This window comes from Thalassolituus oleivorans MIL-1, from assembly GCF_000355675.1.
GTDB lineage: Bacteria > Pseudomonadota > Gammaproteobacteria > Pseudomonadales > Oceanobacteraceae > Thalassolituus > Thalassolituus oleivorans.
In genome coordinates, this window is sequence record NC_020888.1 from 1,724,084 (window position 1) to 1,743,420 (window position 19,337).

The window sequence follows — 19,337 nt, forward strand, 5'->3', positions numbered from 1 at the left end:
ATTGCATGTAAAACAACAAAAAGTTAAGTGGAGATGTCATGGATACTATCATTCGTTTTTTCCAAGAGGGCGGTGCCTTCATGGTGCCAATCGCGATCATTATGGCGATTGGTTTAGCGATTTCTCTGGAGCGTTTCTTTTTTCTATTGAAAGAGAAATCAGGAAACCGCAGTGCCTTTGATGAACTTCTCCCTATGTTGCAAAAGCGTGACTTACGCAGCGCCTTGAATTACGCCAATTCGTCTAATACCCATATCGGCAATATCTTTGCTGCGGGTATCGCTCGTATTCCTGGTTCACAACGTCGTGAAGAAATTGAATACGCGTTAGAAGAAGGTTTGATGGAAGCAATTCCGCAATTAGAAAAGCGCACACAATACGTAGCAACACTCGCGAACATTGCTACTCTGATGGGCCTTTTAGGCACCATTATGGGTTTGATTGCGGCCTTTACCGCGGTTGCAAACGCAGCACCTGCCGAGAAGGCGACGCTGTTGTCTCAGAGTATTTCGGTTGCGATGAACACCACAGCATTCGGTTTGATTGCCGCTATTCCTTTGCTGTTAATGCACAGTTATCTACAAACTAAAACCAGCGAAATCGTTGATAGTATCGAAATGGCTGGGGTGAAGTTTCTTAACATCATCACTGAGCGTAAAGCTGGCCAAAACGGTACTCCTGGTAATAACGGTCAATAAAGGTTTAGCTTCCGATGAGACGCCATAAGCGATTAAAAGAAGAGGCGGAGCTCAACGTAACATCCTTTATGAACCTGATGATTGTACTAGTGCCAGTATTGCTGTTGAACATGGTGTTCTCTCAGCTTGCGGTGTTAGATCTCAGGCTTCCTACCGGTGATCAAAATGATCCGGCAGTGATTAATCCCGAGGATGTCACGCTTGAAGTGACAATTCGAAAAACGGGTTTTGTTATCTCTCGTACTTATATGGAGCAAACAGAATCTTTAAAAGAGTTGCCAAAAATTGGTGATAAATTCGATTTCGAAGGTTTATCTAGCGCATTACAAGATGTGAAGAAAAACCCAGTATTCGCAGATAAAACGGACATCGTTTTACTGCCGGAGTCCGATGTTGATTATCAAACCTTGGTAACAGTAATGGATACTGCGCGTATTTATCCTGCCGTAGTTGCGGCGTCGCTGGTCGATGCTGTGCTATTTCCGGATATTTCGCTGGGTGATGCTGAGAGCACGGAGGTGACACCATGAAGATGTCTCGTCGTGCAAAACGAATGCAGCGCAACCATAAGCGTAACGCCAATAAAAGCAGCTTAAACTTGACGGCCCTGATGGATATTTTCACCATTTTGGTGTTTTTCTTGATGGTGAACCAGTCAGAAGTAGAAGTGCAAAATACGGATACGGTTGAGCTACCGGTGTCGCTGGCTGAAAACAAGCCTGATGATCAATTGACGGTATTAGTGACTCGCGAAGATGTTCTTGTTCAAGGGCGAGTTGTGGCTTCGGTTGCATCCTTGAGTAAAGATCCTGCGGATTTAATCGCAGCTTTAAAGCAAGAGCTAGATTACCGCGCCGCACGCAAGCCTTTGCCTCCCGAGCTTGAGGAGCAAGGTCGTCCTATTACTATTGTTGGTGATAAAGGGACTGCTTACGCTGTGTTAAAAAAGGTAATGAATACCTGTTCGAAAGCTGGGTTCAACAACATCTCGCTTGCTGTTAATCAACTGCAGCCAGGGGGTGCGTAATGTCGCAGTATCGTCCTCCTGAATTACCTTGGAGTGATAGTGGCGACGGCCGCCGTTTTCGCGCCTTTTTGTGGGTATTGTTGCTGATCGTATTGGTTACCAGTATTGCTGTACCTTTGATTAATTTGCCGGAGAAAGATCGCAGCGAGTTAGAAAAGATACCGCCACAATTGGCCAAGATGATTGAACGTAAAAAGAAGGAAGTGGTGAAACCACCAAAACCTGAGCCGAAGCCAGAGCCGAAAGTCGAGCCAAAGCCTGAACCGATACCAGAGCCTAAGCCCGAACCAAAGCCTGAGCCTAAACCGCTACCAAAACCAGAGCCTAAACCTGAGCGTAAGCCAGAAGTGAAAGCAACGGAAGAGAAGCGCGCAGCGGCGAAAGAGAAAGCGAAAGAAGCTTTCGGTGCTGATGCTTTGGCAGCTTTAAGTAGTTTGCGCTCAGAAGTTCCTGTTGCTGCCCTGAAGACCTCAAGTTCCGGTTTGAGTAATGCGGGTAATAAGGCGACGAATGTGGGTTCTGTGGTTGATCGTGCGGCAGCTTCGCGCAGCTCTGGTGGTGTTGATGTTGCGACATTAACGACAGCAACCGCGGGTGAGACTTTGTCTGATCGTACGTTAACAGCTGTGGAGTTAACACCAGAACAGGTCGCACAGACCAAGGAGTCGCGCAAGCGTAGCCAAGAAGAGTTGCGTCTAGCGTTTGAAACCTACAACGTTCATTACGATCGGATTTATCGCGGAGCTTTGCGAGCAAATCCAACGTTGGCGGGTGCTGTAACCTTAGCCCTAGTCATCGAGCCTAACGGCAGCGTTAGTGAATGTAAGGCGATCAAGAGCGAGTTGAAAGATGACAAGTTGATTCGTCGATTAGAATCGAAATGTCGTCAGATGCAATTTGAAGATCGACCTGGCCTAGATGTGACGAAAGCGGAGTATCCAATCCGATTTAATCCATAATTTAAGCCAAATAAAAAAAGCCGCGTTTGCGGCTTTTTTTATGTCTAAATTTTGCGCTTAAATCACTTGCCATTAATGCTGATATTGGGCAGATCCGGCGTATCGATCGTAACACTCGTTGTTGGTGCCATAACCACCGACTCACCAGTGGCAACTGTTTTCCCATGCTGATTGGTCACGCTGCAATCGAGGGTGACGATAGGCTTTTCAGTATGTTTTTCTCGTACCGTTAATACAACGGTCAGTGAATCGCCGATCATGACGGGCTTTCTGAATGACAAGGTCTGACCCATGTAAACAGTGCCGGGTCCTGGCAGTTGCATCGCCAGAGCTGCTGAAATCAACCCGCCGGTAAACATACCATGAGCGATCTGGCCGCCAAAAGCAGTTGTTGCTGCGTATTCAGCATCAAGGTGCACAGGGTTGTGGTCGCCGGATACCGCAGCAAATAAGACGAGATCACGCTCGGTAACTGTGTGCGTTCGCTGGCATTGCTCTCCAATGACAATTTCATCGAAAGGGCGGTTAGATATGCTGGTCATGGATCATCCTAATCTTGTTGGTAACTGTGTATTGGCCAATATCGTATCTTGTAACGCATGGGTCGCTGAAACGAATAGGCATTAAGTATAGATCGAGAAGCTTTAGTGTGTGCCGTGTTTATTACAAATTTCTTTCCAAAGACGACGAGTTACTTTCTATCGTCTGTTAGATTGGTCAGTAGTAGCAGCGAGTCTCTAATTGCCGCATTACTGACCATGAATTGTGCATAAATTGATCGTTTATTCTTGTCATTGGCTGAGAAATGCATTTCTCATGTCAAACTTGCGCACTTTTATTCAAATAGCCTCCTGACTGTTTTGCCGCACTCGAGGAAAACAGTTAAACTCCGGAACGCTTTTCGGCCTGCATATCTGCTTTAGGGGAGTAGATTGGTCGTCTGATTTTCACAAACTCTGAACATAACGATAATTTTGTCAGGGTTTATTAGGAGGTGGTATGAACGTTGAGTTTTTCCAAGAGCGCTATCCGGAAGGTTATCCAACCACGGTTAACGTTGATCAGCATGAATCAGTCGTCGAGATCTTTAATGGCTTCGTTAAGAAGTTTGCCGAGCGTCCAGCATTTTCATGCTTAGGCCAAGTACTGACCTATGCCGAGCTAGATGAAAAGAGTGCGGCTTTCGCAGCTTATTTACAAAATGAAACTACCTTGCAGGCCGGTGATCGAGTTGCGGTGCAACTGCCGAATATTTTGCAATATCCCGTTGTTGTGTTCGGCGCGATGCGCGCAGGTATGGTGGTTGTGAACACCAATCCACTCTACACCGAACGTGAAATGGAACACCAGTTCAACGACTCAGGCGCTAAAGCGCTGGTTGTACTGGCAAACATGGCGGATAAAGCTGCCCATGTAATTCCAAAAACGGGTATTAAGCACGTTATTGTTACCAATGTTGGTGACATGCACGGTGCCGTAAAACGCATTTTGATTAACAGCGTTTTGAAATACGTTAAAAAAGAAGTGCCGGATTTCAATATTCCCGGCGCTGTAGGTCTGCGCGCTGCGCTGAGTAAAGGTGCTGGTAAATCCTATACGCCAGTACATGTTGATGCAGAAGATGTAGCGGTGCTGCAATACACCGGTGGTACTACCGGCGTTGCTAAAGGTGCTATGTTAACTCATCGCAATCTGATGGCGAACATGCTGCAGTGTCATGGCATCTTCACTATGGTGTTGGAAGAAGGTCAAGAAACCATCATTGCTCCTCTGCCGCTTTACCATATTTACGCCTTTACAGTGCACTGTATGGTGTTGCTAGAGACGGGGAATCACTCAGTACTGATTCCTAACCCTCGTGATATTCCGGGCTTTATTAAAACTCTGCAAGGTCAACCATTCAGTGGCTTCGTTGGTTTGAACACCTTGTTTGTTGCGTTATGTGGACAAGAAGATTTCCGCAATATTGATTTCAGCAAGTTAAAGCTGACCATCTCTGGTGGTATGGCGTTAACAAAAGATGCTGCGGATCAATGGAAGAAAGTGACTGGTTGTGACATTGCTGAAGGCTTTGGTATGACAGAAACTTCTCCTGTGGTTTCGTTTAACCCTTATCACAACATCAAGCTAGGCACTATTGGTATGCCTGTTCCAGGGACTACCTGTAAGGTGATTGACGAAGAAGGTAATGAGTTACCAATCGGAGAACCTGGTGAGCTTTGTGTTAAAGGTCCGCAAGTTATGAAAGGTTACTGGCAGCGTCCAGAAGCCACTGCGGAAACTATTACTGAAGATGGTTGGCTTAAAACAGGCGATATGGCTGTGATTATGGAAGACGGTTATATGAAAATCGTTGACCGTAAGAAAGATATGATCATTGTTTCTGGCTTCAACGTTTATCCAAACGAAGTTGAAGAAGTGATTGTGGCGCATCCTGATATTGTTGAAGCAGCAGCGATTGGTATTCCTGATCCTAAGAGTTCTGAAGCGGTTAAAGTGTTCGTGGTTTCTAAAAATCCTGCGCTTACCGATAAAGACGTTATCGCTTTTGCTCGTGAAAACCTTACTGGCTATAAAGTCCCGCGTTTTGTTGAATTCCGCGATGAATTGCCAAAGACCAACGTTGGTAAGATTTTACGCCGTGAACTGCGCGATGCTGAACTCGCTAAGCACAAGTAAGTAAACTTAACCCTCTGGTTGGCGAGCGATGCTCGCTACGAGAGTGTTACAATGACGCCTCATATCACTTGATATGGGGCGTTTTTGTTTAATGGCATTTATAGAAAATGGTGAAGAGTACGCATGAAGCTTGATCTCCCTGAGTTGTACAAGGCTGTGGATCAGTGCCTGATTAAAGATCGTCATTCGTTGCGTCAGCAGGTGAAGCGCTTGGAAGCCTTATCGAAAGGTCGCGCAGCTGATGATGAAGCTACAAATGCCACCTTGATCAAGGATACCGAAAAGCTCATTGCTCGAATTCAGCGTAGCCAGCAAGTGGTTGCATCACGTTCACAGCCACTAGCATTAACCTATCCCGACCTACCTGTGAGTGAGCGCCGCGATGATATTTTGCAGGCAATTCAAAATCATCAGGTCGTTGTTATTGCTGGTGAAACGGGTTCGGGTAAAACCACACAGTTACCAAAGTTATGTATTGAAGCGGGATTGGGTCGCTTCGGGCGTATTGGCCATACTCAACCGCGTCGGTTGGCTGCGCGTGCAGTTGCACAACGCATCGCCGATGAATTGCAAACACCGCTTGGTCAGGCGGTAGGTTATCAAGTTCGATTTACCGATCAGAGCCAAGACGATAGCCGCATTAAAGTGATGACCGATGGTATCTTACTAGCCCAGACTCAAGGAGATCGTTTTCTTAATGAATACGATGTCATCATTATTGACGAGGCGCATGAGCGCAGTCTAAATATTGATTTTCTACTCGGTTATTTACATCAATTACTGCAAAAACGTCGTGATTTAAAGCTGGTTATTACGTCCGCTACTATTGATGTTGAGAGGTTTTCAAAACACTTTGATAATGCGCCGATTATTGAAGTATCGGGCCGTACTTTTCCTGTGGAAATGCGTTATCGGCCTTTGGTGCGCATCAGCGAAGACGAAGAAGATAGATCCTTGTTTGAAGGTGTTCGCGATGCTTTAGATGAATTACGCTTGGAAGACAGCAAAAACGGTCAGCCGGGTGATGTTTTAGTATTTCTGCCGGGTGAGCGTGAGATTCGGGAATGCACCGAATTTCTGCGTCGTAGCGATTTGCCTGCCACGGATATATTGCCACTTTATGCACGTTTGAGTGGCGCTGATCAACAACGAATTTTCAAGCCCCACGGCGGTCGTCGTGTTGTCCTGAGCACGAACGTAGCCGAGACCTCGTTAACGGTTCCGGGTATTAAATATGTTATTGATTCTGGCGTTGCCCGTATCAGTCGTTATAGCTATCGCAGTAAAGTTCAGCGTTTACCGGTTGAGGCGGTTTCTCAAGCCAGTGCGAATCAAAGGGCTGGTCGATGCGGGCGAACGTCTCCGGGGATTTGCATTCGTTTATATGAAGAACAAGATTTTATAGCTCGTTCGGAATTTACTGATCCAGAGATTCGTCGAACCAATTTAGCGTCTGTTATTTTACAAATGCTGGATTTGCGTTTAGGCGATATTCGCGATTTCCCCTTTGTTGATGCACCTGATGAGCGCTTTGTAAAAGACGGTTTTACTTTGTTGGCGGAGCTGGAAGCGGTTGATGCGAAAAAGCGTATCACGCCTCTCGGTCAACGAATGGCTCGCTTGCCATTAGACCCCCGTATTGCACGTTTATTAATGGAAGCCGATAAGCAGCAGTGCGTGCGCGAACTAACAATTATTGCTTCGGCTATGACGGTACAAGATCCGCGCGAGCGTCCACCAGAGAAGCAACAAGCAGCAGCTGAAAAACATAAACTCTGGGCGGATGACGACTCAGATTTTGTTGCCATGATTAATTTATGGAATGCCTACGAAGTTGAACGTCAAGCATTGACTCAAAATCAATTGCGTAAATGGTGTACTAAGCATTTTCTATCATTTATGCGCATGCGTGAGTGGCGTGATATTCACCGCCAGTTACATATTGTATGCAAGGAATTAGGTCTTAAAGAGCGAGACGAAAGCGCTAATTACGAAGCCGTACATAAAGCGCTATTGTCTGGCATGTTAAGTCAGATCGGTTTCAAGGCTGAGGGGCAAGAATATTTAGGCGCACGAAATCGTCGTTTCTTTTTATTCCCAGGTTCCAGTATTTATAAGAAGGCTCCTAAATGGGTAATGGCAGCAGAGATGGTTGAGACCTCTCGGCTCTATGCTCGAACGTTAGCCAAAATCGAACCTGAGTGGATCGAAGAGATAGGCAAGCCGTTATTAAAATATCAATATTTTGAGCCGCACTGGAGTACGCAACGTGGGCAAGTTTTGGCGTTTGAGCAAAGTACGTTATATGGCTTAATAGTTAATCCGAAAAAGCGGGTTAATTACGCGACTACCCATCCTGAAGAAGCGCGTGAAATTTTAATTACAGAAGGTTTAGTTGCTCAGCGATTAAAGAGTCGAGTGGGATTCTATCAAGATAATATCCGGCTATTGCGTGATGTGACTGAATATGAAGAAAAAGCTCGCCGGCGAGATTTAGTATTAGATGATGCCTATTTAGCAGATTTTTATCGTGCTCATTTACCGACTCATTTGTTTAGCGCTCGCGATATTGAGCGTTGGTATAACAAGGCCTCAAAAGTAGAGCAGAGTTCGGTTCAATTTACTCGAGATATGCTGTTAAGTCCGCAGGCATCGGGTATTGGTGTTGATGCCTATCCAGCTGAGTTGGAGTGGCAAGGGTTGGCATTTCCATTGTCTTATTCATTTGCACCGGGCGCCAGTGATGATGGTGTTACGCTAACAGTGCCTTTGGCGATGTTACGGCAAGTGCCTGAATCTCGTATTGAATGGCTCGTCCCCGGACTTGTCGCCAATAAAGTGATAGCCATCATTAAAGGCCTGCCGAAGAACATTCGTAAGCAATTTGTCCCTGTGCCAGACACTGCGACTGAGTTTCTCCGGCAAGCAAATCCTGATGCTGGCGGATTGTTTGTGCAATTACTTGAGTTTATTAATCGAACTTTAAGACCAAAAATTGAACTGGATGTTCTGCAAAACGGTCAGTTAGAAGCACACCTTCAAATGAACATTCGCATTGTGCAAGATGGAAAACAAGTAGAGCAGGGGCGCGATCTACGTGCCTTGATTGAGCGATTTGGTGACGCAGGCCAGGTTCAAATGCTCACCTTGAGTGATGACCGATATCAGCGTTCAGATATTCAGAAATGGGATTTCGGTTCATTACCGACGGCGACAGAAACTAAAATCAATGGTTTACCTGTTCGTGCTTTCCCTTGCCTAAAAGCAACTAAAAGCGGTGTCGAGCTGACGGTTGAAGCCGACTCGGATGCTGCCTTGCAATCACATCGTGAAGGTGTATTGCATTTGTTGCGGCAATCCTTGTCCCCTCAAGAACGAGATATTAAACAATTAATTCAAAAGTCAATGAAGCCTCATTGGTTGCTGGCTAAAGGATTGGGTAGTGAATCAGAGCTGGTAAATGATTTATTGTCGGCGGTATTTGCTCATATATTGTTACCTCAATCCGAACCGTTGCCGAGAAATGAAGACGAATTTAATCAACGTTTAGATCGCCGTGGTGAGTTGTGGGCCCACGCAGAAACCTTGATGGGATTGTTTGTGGAGTGGCTAAAAATTCGTCATCAAATACTGAAGCATATGCGCGGGGCTGTTTCACTAGACAAGGCAATGGCCTTCAGTGATGCAAAAGCACATTTAGAGCGGTTACTGGAGCGGGGCTTCATGCTAAAGGCTGATTGGCCTCGATTGAAATCATATAGTCGTTACTTGAAAGGGATAGAGTATCGCTTGGATAAATTGCAGGGTAATTTACCCAGAGATCGCCAATCTATGATTGAGTTTGAGTCAATTTATACGCCTTGGCGAGATTTGACTGAAAAGAATGATGCTGCGTTGCGTAGTACATTAGTCGAATTTGGCTGGTTGCTCGAGGAGTTGCGGATATCGTTATTCGCACAGCCGTTAGGTACTCAGGAGCCAGTTTCTCTTAAGCGCCTGCAAAAACGCTGGGCTGATATAGTGCAGGGTGGATAAGTCAAATATTTTATAGCGCACGCATCCAATATGTGATTAAAATCGTATCATTGGTTATCGTATGTTAACGATGCAATACTTGACTGCTAACTCACAAGGAATAATTTATGAACAAGTCTATCAAATCAGTAAGTGCAATTTTGGGTACCGCTTTTATCGCTGCTATCGCTCAAGCACCTGCGGCCAGTGCTGCTGAGAACCCATTTGCTTCTGCTGAATTGCAGTCTGGCTACAAACTTGCGGCTCATCATGAAGAAGGTAAGTGTGGCGCCAAGTCTGAAGCTGAAGGCAAGTGTGGTGCTAAGTCTGAAGGCGAAGGCAAGTGCGGCGAAGGCAAATGTGGCGCGGAAAAGAAAGCTGCACACGAAGGCAAGTGCGGCGCCAAGTCTGAAGGCGAAGGCAAATGTGGCGCAGAAAAGAAAGCTGCCCATGAAGGTAAGTGTGGCGAAGGTAAGTGCGGCGCTAAGCAGTAATTATGGATAAGTCTGCGTTTAATCGTCATGTTCAAGGTGCTGGGCTTGGGTTGAGAAGGGGGTTAATGGCTCCCTTGTCCGAGCATGAGCATTTGCCGGTTGATTTTATGGAGATTGCTCCAGAAAATTGGATTGGGTTGGGTGGACGATTAGCGCATTCGTTAAGAAGTTATACCGAACGGTATGACTTCTTATGCCATGGTTTGTCGCTTTCTATTGGTAGTCCAGCGCCGTTAGACCTTAATTTTGTTCGTCAGGTAAAACGCTTTTTAGATGAGCATGGTGTTTTGGCTTACAGCGAGCATCTGAGTTACTGCGGTGATGAGGGGCATCTATACGATTTGCTTCCGATTCCATTTACTGATGACGCCGTAAACTATGTGGCTGATCGTATTAGTCAGGTGCAAGATATTCTTGGCCAGAGATTAATTATCGAAAATGTGTCTGCTTATGCTGAGCCCGGTAAGGCGATGGAGGAAGCTGAGTTTGTGGCTGCTGTGCTTAATAAAGCGGACTGTGATTTGCTGTTGGATGTGAATAATGTTTACGTGAATAGTATTAATCATGGTTCTGATGCATTGGCATTTATCAAGGCGATGCCAACCGAGCGTATTCGATATTTACACGTTGCGGGGCATTTTGATGAAGCGCCGGATTTACTCATCGATACTCATGGCGATGCGGTAAAGGATATTGTCTGGGATCTATTAAAGCAGACGTATGAAATACATGGCGTGTTACCGACCTTGCTTGAACGCGATTTTAACTTTCCTGCCGTTGAAGACTTATTTGCGGAGTTAGAGCAAATTCGCTCTCTGCAACACGATGTTGAGAATCAAGGGAAGTCTAGAACGAATGTCCTCCATACCGTTTAAAAGTATTCAGTATCAATTTACGCGGTATATTCGTAGCCGTGGTGAGCAGCCAGTTGAAACGGAAATAGTTGGCGATATTGAACCGCGTCGGCTGAAAATTTATCGCGATTTATTCTTTAACAATGTCTGTGGATTTCTCGACTCTACCTTTCCTGTATGCGCAGAAATTCTTGGCGAGCAACGCTGGCGTGAGCTGAGTGAAGAATTTTTCTTAAAGCATGAATGCCACACCCCGTATTTTTTAAAGATCAGTGAAGAATTCCTACTCTTCTTGGCGCAAGAATATTCGCCGAAAGCTGATGATATACCCTACTTAAAGGAATTGGCTCACTATGAGTGGCTGGAATTGGCCGTTGATGTGGCTGAGGTAGAGCAGCCTAGGGATTTTGATCCCAATGCCGATTTAAGCAGCCATGTTCCCGTATTAGCTGCGGCGACCGAGGGGGCGTTTTATCAATACCCTGTGCACAATGCCTCTGCCGCTAATTCCGCGTTACTGCCACAAGCCACTGCACTGATTGTTTATCGAGACCGACATGATACTGTCCGGTTTTTACATACGAATCCGTTTACTCTAGGCTTGTTAGTTATACTTCAAGACGAAGAACTAACCGGTCAAGATGCGGTTATTGCCCTGTTGAATCAGGCTGGTATGGGATTGTCCGATACGGCTTTGCAGGGCGGTTTACAAATATTAGAACAGTGGCAGGAACAGGGTTTACTATTAGGTGCCAGAATAGATTCAAATAGTGACGCTTAATTCGTTTACAATGGAACGCAAATTTTGATTGTCGATCGTGTGGTGAAAAATCAATGAAAGCAAAAAGTGCTTTGTCGGCCCTACCATCGTTATTTGCCTTGGCAATTTGCTCGGTGACGGCACAGGTAGTTGCTCTTGAGGAGAATAACGATCCTTGGGAGGGCTTTAATCGCAAGGTCTTTGCTTTTAATGATGGTTTGGATCGTTACGTTCTGCGCCCAGTAGCCGTTAGTTATAACTATATTACTCCAGAATTTGTCGATAATTCGGTAACCAGTATGTACTCTAATGCTGGTGAAGTCTTAGTTGTTGCAAATGATGTTGCCCAGTTCAAATTGACCCAAGCGTTATCCGATACCGCTCGGTTTATTATCAACTCTACGGTCGGTTTTTTTGGGGTTTTTGATGTGGCAAGTTCTATCGGATTAGAGCGCCATGACGAAGATTTTGGTCAAACCCTTGGTTATTGGGGGGTTGGTTCGGGTCCATATATCGTATTGCCGTTCCTTGGTCCTCGTACGGTTCGAGATGTGGCCGGCAACGCAGTCGATTACTCTTCAAATTTGAGCTATGCCTATTTTGGCAATAATTATGCTCAGGATGCTGCATTACTGGGGTTGAAAATTGTCGATCTGCGCTCCGATTTAATCGCCTCAGAAGGGCTGATTAGTGGCGATAAGTACATCTTTTTCCGCAGCGCTTACCTTCAGCGTCGTGAGTATTTAATCAACGATGGGGTGAGTGAGGATGCATTTGATGATGAATTTGATGTCTTTGGTGATGAATAATCGTTAGCCGGAGCATTAAGACAAAAAAAGCCCGCCTAGTAATACTAGGCGGGCTTTTATTTTTCTTGGAGTTTATGGCTTGCCGCGAGTTGGCAATACATCTTTCAATTTAGCGCGCATAGTGCGAATAGCTTCTTCAGTTTCTTCCCAGCTAATACAGCCATCGGTTACTGATAGGCCGTATTCCAAATCACACAGATTGGCGGGGATATTCTGGCGACCGTGCTTGATGTTTGATTCAACCATTAAGCCAATAATAGATTTGTTGCCATCGAGTATTTGATTACTGACGTTGTCCATTACCAGTGGCTGCAATGCCGGATTCTTGTTTGAGTTTTCATGGCTGCAATCAACCATGATGTTTTTCATAAGATCCGATTTATCCAGCGCTTGCTCTGCTTGGGCAACATTCACTGAGTCATAGTTTGGTTTGCCGCCACCGCCGCGCAACACAACGTGACCGTATGGGTTGCCTTTAGTAGAGACAATCGACACGCTGCCAGCCTGATCAATACCCAGAAAACGATGAGGGTTAGCGACTGACATTAAGGCGTTGGTTGCCACTGTTAAGCTACCGTCAGTGCCGTTTTTGAATCCGACAGCCGATGATAATCCAGAAGCCATTTCGCGATGAGTTTGCGATTCGGTAGTACGTGCGCCAATTGCTGACCAAGTAATTAAGTCTTGTAAGTACTGTGGCGAAATAGGATCCAGCGCTTCAGTCGATAGAGGCAAGCCGAGTTCAGCTAAATCGATCAATAGCTTGCGCGAAATATGCAGGCCATCATGAATTTTGAACGTATCATTCATGTATGGGTCGTTGATTAAACCTTTCCAGCCTACTGTCGTGCGTGGCTTTTCGAAGTAAACACGCATGATCAAGTATAAAGTGTCGCTTACTTCTTCTGCTAATTCACGCAGACGCATGGCGTAATCTTTTGCCGCTTCAACATCGTGAATTGAACAAGGCCCGATCACAACGAATATGCGGTGGTCTTTGCGATCAAGGATGTCACGGACGACTTGGCGGCCTTTGCATACACTCGCGATGGCAGCATCCGTAATAGGCATTTCTTTTTTTAGCTGATTTGGAGTAATCAGCGGGACGATCGATTCAATATTGAGATCTTCTACGCGATTGTCGGTCATATCGGTTCCTGGCGCTTTTGGGCTGGTGAGGTCTGTATTTTGCTTCGCTGCGGTTGCTTGGTCCGCATTCGCACGTAATGTTCCGTTGGTTAATGCTTCAATCTGTTTCTGACGGCCAAGTGGAGGCTCATCCCCCCATTGGGATACGGCAGCGCTGGTTAGCTTCCAGCCGTCATCGGTACACGCTTTTGCGATGGCGCTTTTGGTTTTGAAGTATTGAACGACATCGTTTGTTTTCATACTAAGCTCAGTGATGATAAGTAGGCTTACGATTAAAAGACTACTACCAACTTAAACTTAAGTAAATAGGTTTAGCTAGCTTAATATTTAAGCTGGCATCGAGGCTGAATAATGGTGGAAGTTAAGTTAACAGGGTGTTTCAGGGCGGTGAATTGCATCTGTGATGCAATTCACCGAGAGCAGTGGGGGGTTAGCGAAGCTTGGCTTGAAGCGCTTTAAACTTGTTTACTTTCTCTTCTTCAAACAGCAGTTTTCCTTTGTCAGGAATGCTATCGAGAAGGCCTTCTTTGGCATAGCGCTTCACTGTTACTGGCTTTAAGCCAAGAATGTCACAAACTTGCTCTGTGGTTAGTAGATTTTGCGTCACGTGTTATCTCCTCTTTTATAAGAGTGTAGTAACGCTTTTGCGGGCATTGCTCAAAGAGCCGGCATTTGTTGCTGACTAACCTGCCATGGCCAAATCCATTTCCTTTGAGAGCTACACGTTTGATATTTACCTAGTTAGAAGAAGGCGTATTTAGCGCCAAGTATCATGAGTAAACTCGCGAGTAATGGCTTTAATAATTTTTCTGGCATTTTGCGACTCAGGATGGCGCCGATATGGATCGCTGGAATGGAACCAATGAGGAGTGATCCTAATAGGAAAAAGTCGACGTTCCCCATGTGCATATGAATCAGTCCGCCAGTGAGGGTTAAAGGTACGGCGTGCGCAATATCCGTTCCGACAATGTGGGTCGATCGTAATGCTGGGTAAAGCATCATTAAAACTGCCGTGCCAATGGCGCCAGCGCCAACAGAGGATAGGGTGACAAAAATACCGAGGAGAACGCCCATGGTGATTGTTGCTGCTGGTCGATAACGCGCTAAGTTGCGATTATTATAGCGCTGAGCGTAGCGCTGAATGCGAACTCGCAGCAAGATAACAACGGCAGTCAGTATCAGCATTACACCTAATGTGTTTTTGAGAAGGTGGCCATAGTCATCTGCGTCGGTGAAAAGATACGTAAGTGCAATGCCAGTTACGATTGCAGAAGGAATGCTACCAAGGGCTAACAGACGAACTAGGCCCCAGCGCACATGCTGCTGTTGGTGATGACTCCACGCTCCTGTTGCTTTGGTGAGAGAGGCGTAAAGTAGGTCTGTGCCAACGGCAACGTGCGGTGGAAAACCAAACATAAGTAGCAGTGGTGTCATTAATGCCCCACCGCCAATTCCGGTAATGCCGACGATCAGACCAACGGCTGCACCGGCGGCTATATATAACAAAATATCCATGAAAAATGGTCTACAGTAATACTTGTGGCTCTAAGGAAGCGGATGCGCAAGGATGAGTAGGCTAAACTAGCAGGACGTTACTTACGGTTTAGTCGTCATTTTGGCAAATTTGTGGCGTATATATTCATGCTTCTATAGTAATTGCTGCCAATGTAGAGACTTGCATGTATTCTGGAAAGGAATATTTGTTTATATTTTTATAACAAATTTAAAGGTTGGATCGGAGGGAGTATGAAGCTACAGCAATTGCGTTATATCTGGGAGGTAGCTCACCACGATCTAAATGTATCAGCGACCGCTCAAGTACTTTACACATCTCAGCCAGGCATCAGTAAGCAGATTCGTTTGTTAGAAGACGAGTTAGGTGTTGAGATTTTTGCTCGTAGTGGCAAGCATCTAACCCGCATTACTCCGGCAGGGGAGTCGATTCTGCAGGTGGCAGGCGAAATACTACGAAAAGTAGAAAGCATTAAGCAGGTGGCTCAAGAGTACAGTGATGAGCGCCGCGGAAGCTTGTCGATATCGACGACGCATACTCAGGCTCGCTATGCTTTGCCGGGTGTAATCGAAGGTTTTATGAAGCACTATCCTGATGTGTCCTTACACATGCACCAGGGCACTCCAATGCAGATTGCAGAGATGGCTGCCAATGGCACTACTGATTTTGCGATAGCGACAGAAGCCATGGAGTTGTTTGGTGATTTGATTATGATGCCTTGCTATCGCTGGAATCGAAGTATTCTTGTCCCTAAAAATCATCCCTTGGCGCAACATCCTAAGCCGTCGTTGGAGCAAGTTGCAGCTTATCCCTTAGTCACTTATGTGTTTGGCTTTACTGGGCGCTCGAAACTGGATGAGGCATTTAAAAGTCGTGGTTTAACCCCTCGTATTGCTTTTACTGCAGCGGATTCTGATGTCATCAAAACCTATGTGCGTCTTGGTGTTGGTATCGGTATTGTCGCTACAATGGCGGTGGATAAGGATTTAGATGAGGATCTTGTGGCTTTGGATGCAAGTCATTTGTTTGCTTCCAGTGTGACCAAGGTTGGTTTCCGTAAGGGGACATTCTTGCGCGGCTTTATGTTTGATTTTATTGCTGCCTTTGCTCCTCATTTAACGCGTGAAGTCATCGAAAAAGCGGCTCAGTGCCATAATCGTCAGGAATTAGATGCTTTGTTTGCTAATGTTGATTTGCCTCTCCATTAGTTGAATTGCTTAACTAAAAAAGGACGCCTAGGCGTCCTTTTTTGTTGGCTGTTTAGCCTTTACTGATGATGTTGCCTGCGTGCAGTCCGCATTCTTTGTGGCTGGCACCTTCCCACCACCAACGGCCTTCGCGTTCATGCTGATTCGGCAGTGTCGCGCGTGTACAAGGCTGACAGCCAATGCTGACGAAGCCTTGCTGGTGCAAGCTATTAAATGGCACGTCGAATATCTTGATGTATTCCCACACCTGCGCTGAAGTCCAAAGTGCAAGAGGGTTGTACTTGGTTAGCTCGCCGTTTGCTCCTTGAAAGGCGCTGTCTATTTCTATCAAGTTCACATCATTGCGAGTCCCTGGGCTCTGGTCACGGCGCTGGCCTGTGATCCATGCATCCAATGTCGCTAGCTTGGCTTTTAGAGGGGCGATTTTACGTACGCCGCAACATTCTTGATGGCCATCTTCGTAAAAACTAAAGAGGCCTTTTTCGCGCACAAATGTCTGCAGTGCTTGTTGTTCTGGCGTACGGATGTCAATTTTGATTCCGTAATGACTGCGCACTTTCTCTATAAATTCATAGGTTTCAGGGTGTAGACGCCCTGTATCTAAAGTGAAAATATCGACGTTTGCGTTCAATTTCACTGCCATATCGACCAATATGACATCTTCAGCACCGCTGAAGGAAACTCCAATAGCACTATGTTGTTCGAGTGCGTGGCGAATTAGATCTTTGGGGCGTTTATCAGTGAAGGCTTCGTTTAGTGCCTTTAAGTCGTTATTCATGTTCTAAACCGATGTGTTAATCGAAATTGCGACTAGGTTACCATGCCACTGTTAGTACAAATAATAATAAAAACGCATATTCTTAGTTTCATTAATGGAAAAATCTTCCGCTTTAGCGTACTGAATGCCGCATTCGTATTGTGTTTGTATGGGCTTCTGGCTAGAGTACGGCGCTAAATCAATCTGACTGATGGGGTAGTCATGGAAATCGCATGTTTAGATCTTGAGGGTGTTCTGGTTCCGGAAATCTGGATCGAGTTTGCAGAAAAGACCGGTATTGATGCGCTCAAGGCGACGACGCGAGATATTCCGGATTACGACGTATTAATGAAGCAGCGTTTGGGCTTGCTTGATCAGCATGGCTTTAAGTTACAGGACATTCAGGATGTTATCGCAACTTTAAAACCTTTGGATGGGGCTGTTGAGTTTGTAGACTGGTTGCGTGAGCGTTTTCAAGTGATCATCTTGTCGGATACGTTTTATGAATTTTCTCAGCCGTTGATGCGCCAGTTGGGTTTTCCAACCTTGTTCTGTCACCGTTTGATTACCGATGAAACTGGGCGAGTGACGGATTACAAACTTCGCCAGGCTGATCCAAAGCGTCAATCTATTCGTGCATTGCAAACTATTTATTACCGTACGATTGCGGCCGGCGATTCCTACAATGATACGACGATGCTAGCCGAAGCTGACGCAGGGATTTTGTTTCACGCCCCGCAAAATGTGATCGACGAGTTTCCACAATTCCCAGCGGTTCATACCTACGAAGATTTGAAGAAAGAATTCATCAAGGCCAGTAATCGCGATTTGACGTTGTAATTTTAGCAAATACTACGCAAAGGAATGGGGCTTTATGCCCCATTTTTTGTATCTGCATTATTTAAATAGGTGTCGCTAGAATCTTTCCTATTTTATTTAATATTTCTTGATACTCGTCGTCCATGGTTGAATCGACAACGATTCCTCCGCCTCCCCAGCAGACAGCGCCATCTTTGGTCGCCGTAATCGTCCGAATAAGAATATTGAAGTCGGTTAAACCGCTATCATCAAAGTATCCCATTGATCCGCAATAGGCCCCACGGTTTTGTAGCTCAAGCTCCTCGATGATCTGCATTGCTCGAACTTTGGGCGCGCCTGTAATAGAGCCCCCCGGAAATGCATTTCTTACAACATCGATGGGGGTAAGGCTCGCTTTCTGTTTTGCAGTAATGGTACTGACCATATGGTGCACATTGGCATGTGACTCCAGCGCAAATAGTTTTTCAACCTTCACGCTGTGCGGCTCCGCAGATCTACTTAAATCGTTTCTTAACAAATCTACAATCATCAAGTTCTCTGCTTGATTTTTTTCGCTGGCGAGAAGCTGATTGCGATTTGCTTCGTCACATTTAGGGTCTGGATGGCGAGGGCTAGTACCTTTTATTGGGCTGGTAGTAATGATGCCATTTTCTACCTTAACGAATCGTTCTGGAGATACTGTTGCAATCCAGTAGCGATCGTTTTTGAAAAAACCGGAAAAAGGAGCGTCGAATGCCTCTAATAAGGGGAGGGGATTGGTATCTGTTAGATCGTCGCCGCAAAAGAAAGGCATAGCCAAGTTAACTTGATAGCAATCGCCAGCAAGCAGGTAGTCTTGAACTCGCTCGAATGCTGTTTGGTATTGACGCTTAGTCCAGCCCGGAGTCCATTTTCTTGCGTTTATTGCAGTTTTTTGTGGCTCGATCTCTCGAAGTTGGCTTAGTTCTTTTTTACGCTCTTCAGTCAGTGGGTAGTGACTTAGCAGGAAGCATTCATCACTTTCAAAATCTAGGTATATAGATGCATCGTAGTAATTGAATAGCCCCTCGGGTTCACTGGCGTGTGATTGAGGGTAATGAATGATACCTGCCCAGCCAGAGATAAAGTGCTCTGGCTGCTCAAAGCGCGTACTAGTTTGCGTGTCTGGATAGACAGTAAGGCTGGAATAGTCAGTATCTTTAACAACCTTAAGGGACTTTAAGGGCTTGTGGCCCAAAATGGCGAATCTAGGGGGGTGGGAAGATTGGCCAACCGTCAGGGAAGTGTAATTTACACCACTAAGGCCATTGAGTAGTAAAATCGGATGCTCAAGAAAGCTTAAACAATTCAACAACTTAGCTGGTGTAAAGGGGAGTTTGTCGTGTGTCATTTTATGCCAGAATCAAGGGTTGTGAATTGAGCTTAACTATTTGATTTTTAAGGATTTTATTTCACTGCTGGAGCGGTGATTCTAGCATTGTTTGAGCTCTTAGGGCTATGTTCCGTAATTTTTTGTAAAAAAGTGGTGGACAACACCAAAGCCACATAATAGATTGGTATCCAGCTTCTGAGGTAACTCGAAGCTAAGAATATTGAAACCCATTGATAAAGTCATTCG

The 19,337-nt window shown here is 45.5% G+C and carries 18 protein-coding genes; 12 read left to right on the top strand and 6 right to left on the bottom strand.

Annotated features, from left to right (window positions below; all coding sequences use genetic code 11):
* The first annotated feature begins 38 nt into the window (after nt 1–38).
* From TOL_RS07720 to TOL_RS07735, 4 genes are read left to right on the top strand one after another with little or no spacing between them, the layout of a single operon-like run.
* Nucleotides 39–698, top strand: a complete 660-nt coding sequence (locus TOL_RS07720; protein ID WP_015486760.1) for a MotA/TolQ/ExbB proton channel family protein — start codon at nt 39–41, stop codon at nt 696–698.
* A 14-nt stretch (nt 699–712) separates the two neighbouring features.
* Nucleotides 713–1,228 (top strand): ExbD/TolR family protein, encoded by a 516-nt coding sequence (locus TOL_RS07725; protein WP_015486761.1) that lies wholly within the window; start codon nt 713–715, stop codon nt 1,226–1,228.
* Nucleotides 1,225–1,725: an ExbD/TolR family protein gene (locus tag TOL_RS07730; protein ID WP_015486762.1), complete on the top strand. Its 501-nt coding sequence runs from the start codon at nt 1,225–1,227 to the stop codon at nt 1,723–1,725. Before TOL_RS07725 ends, TOL_RS07730 begins: the two co-directional genes overlap by 4 nt.
* Nucleotides 1,725–2,684, top strand: coding sequence for an AgmX/PglI C-terminal domain-containing protein (locus TOL_RS07735; RefSeq protein ID WP_015486763.1), 960 nt, complete (start codon nt 1,725–1,727; stop codon nt 2,682–2,684). Before TOL_RS07730 ends, TOL_RS07735 begins: the two co-directional genes overlap by 1 nt.
* A gap of 62 nt (nt 2,685–2,746) precedes the next feature.
* Here TOL_RS07735 and TOL_RS07740 read toward each other — a convergent pair whose 3' ends face one another.
* The gene (locus tag TOL_RS07740; RefSeq protein WP_015486764.1) at nt 2,747–3,226 is read right to left on the bottom strand and encodes a MaoC/PaaZ C-terminal domain-containing protein; all 480 of its coding nucleotides are present in this window, start codon (nt 3,224–3,226) and stop codon (nt 2,747–2,749) included.
* 457 nt (nt 3,227–3,683) lie between these two features.
* Between TOL_RS07740 and TOL_RS07745 the strand changes: the two genes are divergently transcribed.
* The 6 genes from TOL_RS07745 (at nt 3,684) to TOL_RS07770 (ending at nt 12,294) form a co-directional block, all read left to right on the top strand.
* Entirely contained in the window at nt 3,684–5,363 is a 1,680-nt protein-coding gene (locus TOL_RS07745; protein WP_015486765.1) for a long-chain-fatty-acid--CoA ligase, read from the top strand.
* A gap of 123 nt (nt 5,364–5,486) precedes the next feature.
* Nucleotides 5,487–9,398 (top strand): ATP-dependent RNA helicase HrpA, encoded by a 3,912-nt coding sequence (gene hrpA, locus TOL_RS07750; RefSeq protein WP_015486766.1) that lies wholly within the window; start codon nt 5,487–5,489, stop codon nt 9,396–9,398.
* A gap of 107 nt (nt 9,399–9,505) precedes the next feature.
* The gene (locus TOL_RS07755) at nt 9,506–9,871 is read left to right on the top strand and encodes an HvfA family oxazolone/thioamide-modified RiPP metallophore (protein ID WP_015486767.1); all 366 of its coding nucleotides are present in this window, start codon (nt 9,506–9,508) and stop codon (nt 9,869–9,871) included.
* 2 nt (nt 9,872–9,873) lie between these two features.
* A complete protein-coding gene (locus TOL_RS07760; RefSeq protein ID WP_015486768.1) occupies nt 9,874–10,746 on the top strand; it encodes an HvfB family MNIO-type RiPP peptide maturase in 873 nt (290 codons plus the stop codon).
* Nucleotides 10,727–11,506: an HvfC family RiPP maturation protein gene (locus TOL_RS07765; RefSeq protein ID WP_015486769.1), complete on the top strand. Its 780-nt coding sequence runs from the start codon at nt 10,727–10,729 to the stop codon at nt 11,504–11,506. The genes TOL_RS07760 and TOL_RS07765 overlap by 20 nt, the downstream gene beginning before the upstream one ends.
* 53 nt (nt 11,507–11,559) lie before the next feature.
* Nucleotides 11,560–12,294, top strand: coding sequence for an MlaA family lipoprotein (locus TOL_RS07770; protein WP_015486770.1), 735 nt, complete (start codon nt 11,560–11,562; stop codon nt 12,292–12,294).
* Nucleotides 12,295–12,366: 72 nt separating this feature from the next.
* Here TOL_RS07770 and TOL_RS07775 read toward each other — a convergent pair whose 3' ends face one another.
* The 3 genes from TOL_RS07775 to TOL_RS07780 all read right to left on the bottom strand — a co-directional run bounded on the left by TOL_RS07775 (nt 12,367) and on the right by TOL_RS07780 (nt 14,958).
* Nucleotides 12,367–13,683 carry a 3-deoxy-7-phosphoheptulonate synthase gene (locus TOL_RS07775; protein ID WP_015486771.1) on the bottom strand — a complete coding sequence of 439 codons (1,317 nt, stop codon included), beginning with the start codon at nt 13,681–13,683 and terminating at the stop codon, nt 12,367–12,369.
* Nucleotides 13,684–13,873: 190 nt separating this feature from the next.
* Nucleotides 13,874–14,050, bottom strand: coding sequence for a helix-turn-helix domain-containing protein (locus TOL_RS18740; protein WP_015486772.1), 177 nt, complete (start codon nt 14,048–14,050; stop codon nt 13,874–13,876).
* A 134-nt stretch (nt 14,051–14,184) separates the two neighbouring features.
* A complete protein-coding gene (locus TOL_RS07780) occupies nt 14,185–14,958 on the bottom strand; it encodes a sulfite exporter TauE/SafE family protein (RefSeq protein WP_015486773.1) in 774 nt (257 codons plus the stop codon).
* Between the two features lie 231 nt (nt 14,959–15,189).
* Between TOL_RS07780 and cysB the strand changes: the two genes are divergently transcribed.
* Nucleotides 15,190–16,164, top strand: coding sequence for an HTH-type transcriptional regulator CysB (gene cysB, locus TOL_RS07785; protein WP_015486774.1), 975 nt, complete (start codon nt 15,190–15,192; stop codon nt 16,162–16,164).
* A gap of 52 nt (nt 16,165–16,216) precedes the next feature.
* On the opposite strand, the gene TOL_RS07790 is transcribed toward cysB, so the two are convergent.
* On the bottom strand, nt 16,217–16,942 hold the full coding sequence (locus TOL_RS07790) for a phosphoadenylyl-sulfate reductase (RefSeq protein ID WP_015486775.1): 726 nt from the start codon (nt 16,940–16,942) through the stop codon (nt 16,217–16,219).
* 201 nt (nt 16,943–17,143) lie between these two features.
* Between TOL_RS07790 and thrH the strand changes: the two genes are divergently transcribed.
* Nucleotides 17,144–17,761 carry a bifunctional phosphoserine phosphatase/homoserine phosphotransferase ThrH gene (gene thrH, locus TOL_RS07795; RefSeq protein ID WP_015486776.1) on the top strand — a complete coding sequence of 206 codons (618 nt, stop codon included), beginning with the start codon at nt 17,144–17,146 and terminating at the stop codon, nt 17,759–17,761.
* A gap of 61 nt (nt 17,762–17,822) precedes the next feature.
* On the opposite strand, the gene pabB is transcribed toward thrH, so the two are convergent.
* Entirely contained in the window at nt 17,823–19,109 is a 1,287-nt protein-coding gene (gene pabB / locus TOL_RS07800; protein ID WP_015486777.1) for an aminodeoxychorismate synthase component I, read from the bottom strand.
* Between the last annotated feature and the right edge of the window lie 228 nt (nt 19,110–19,337).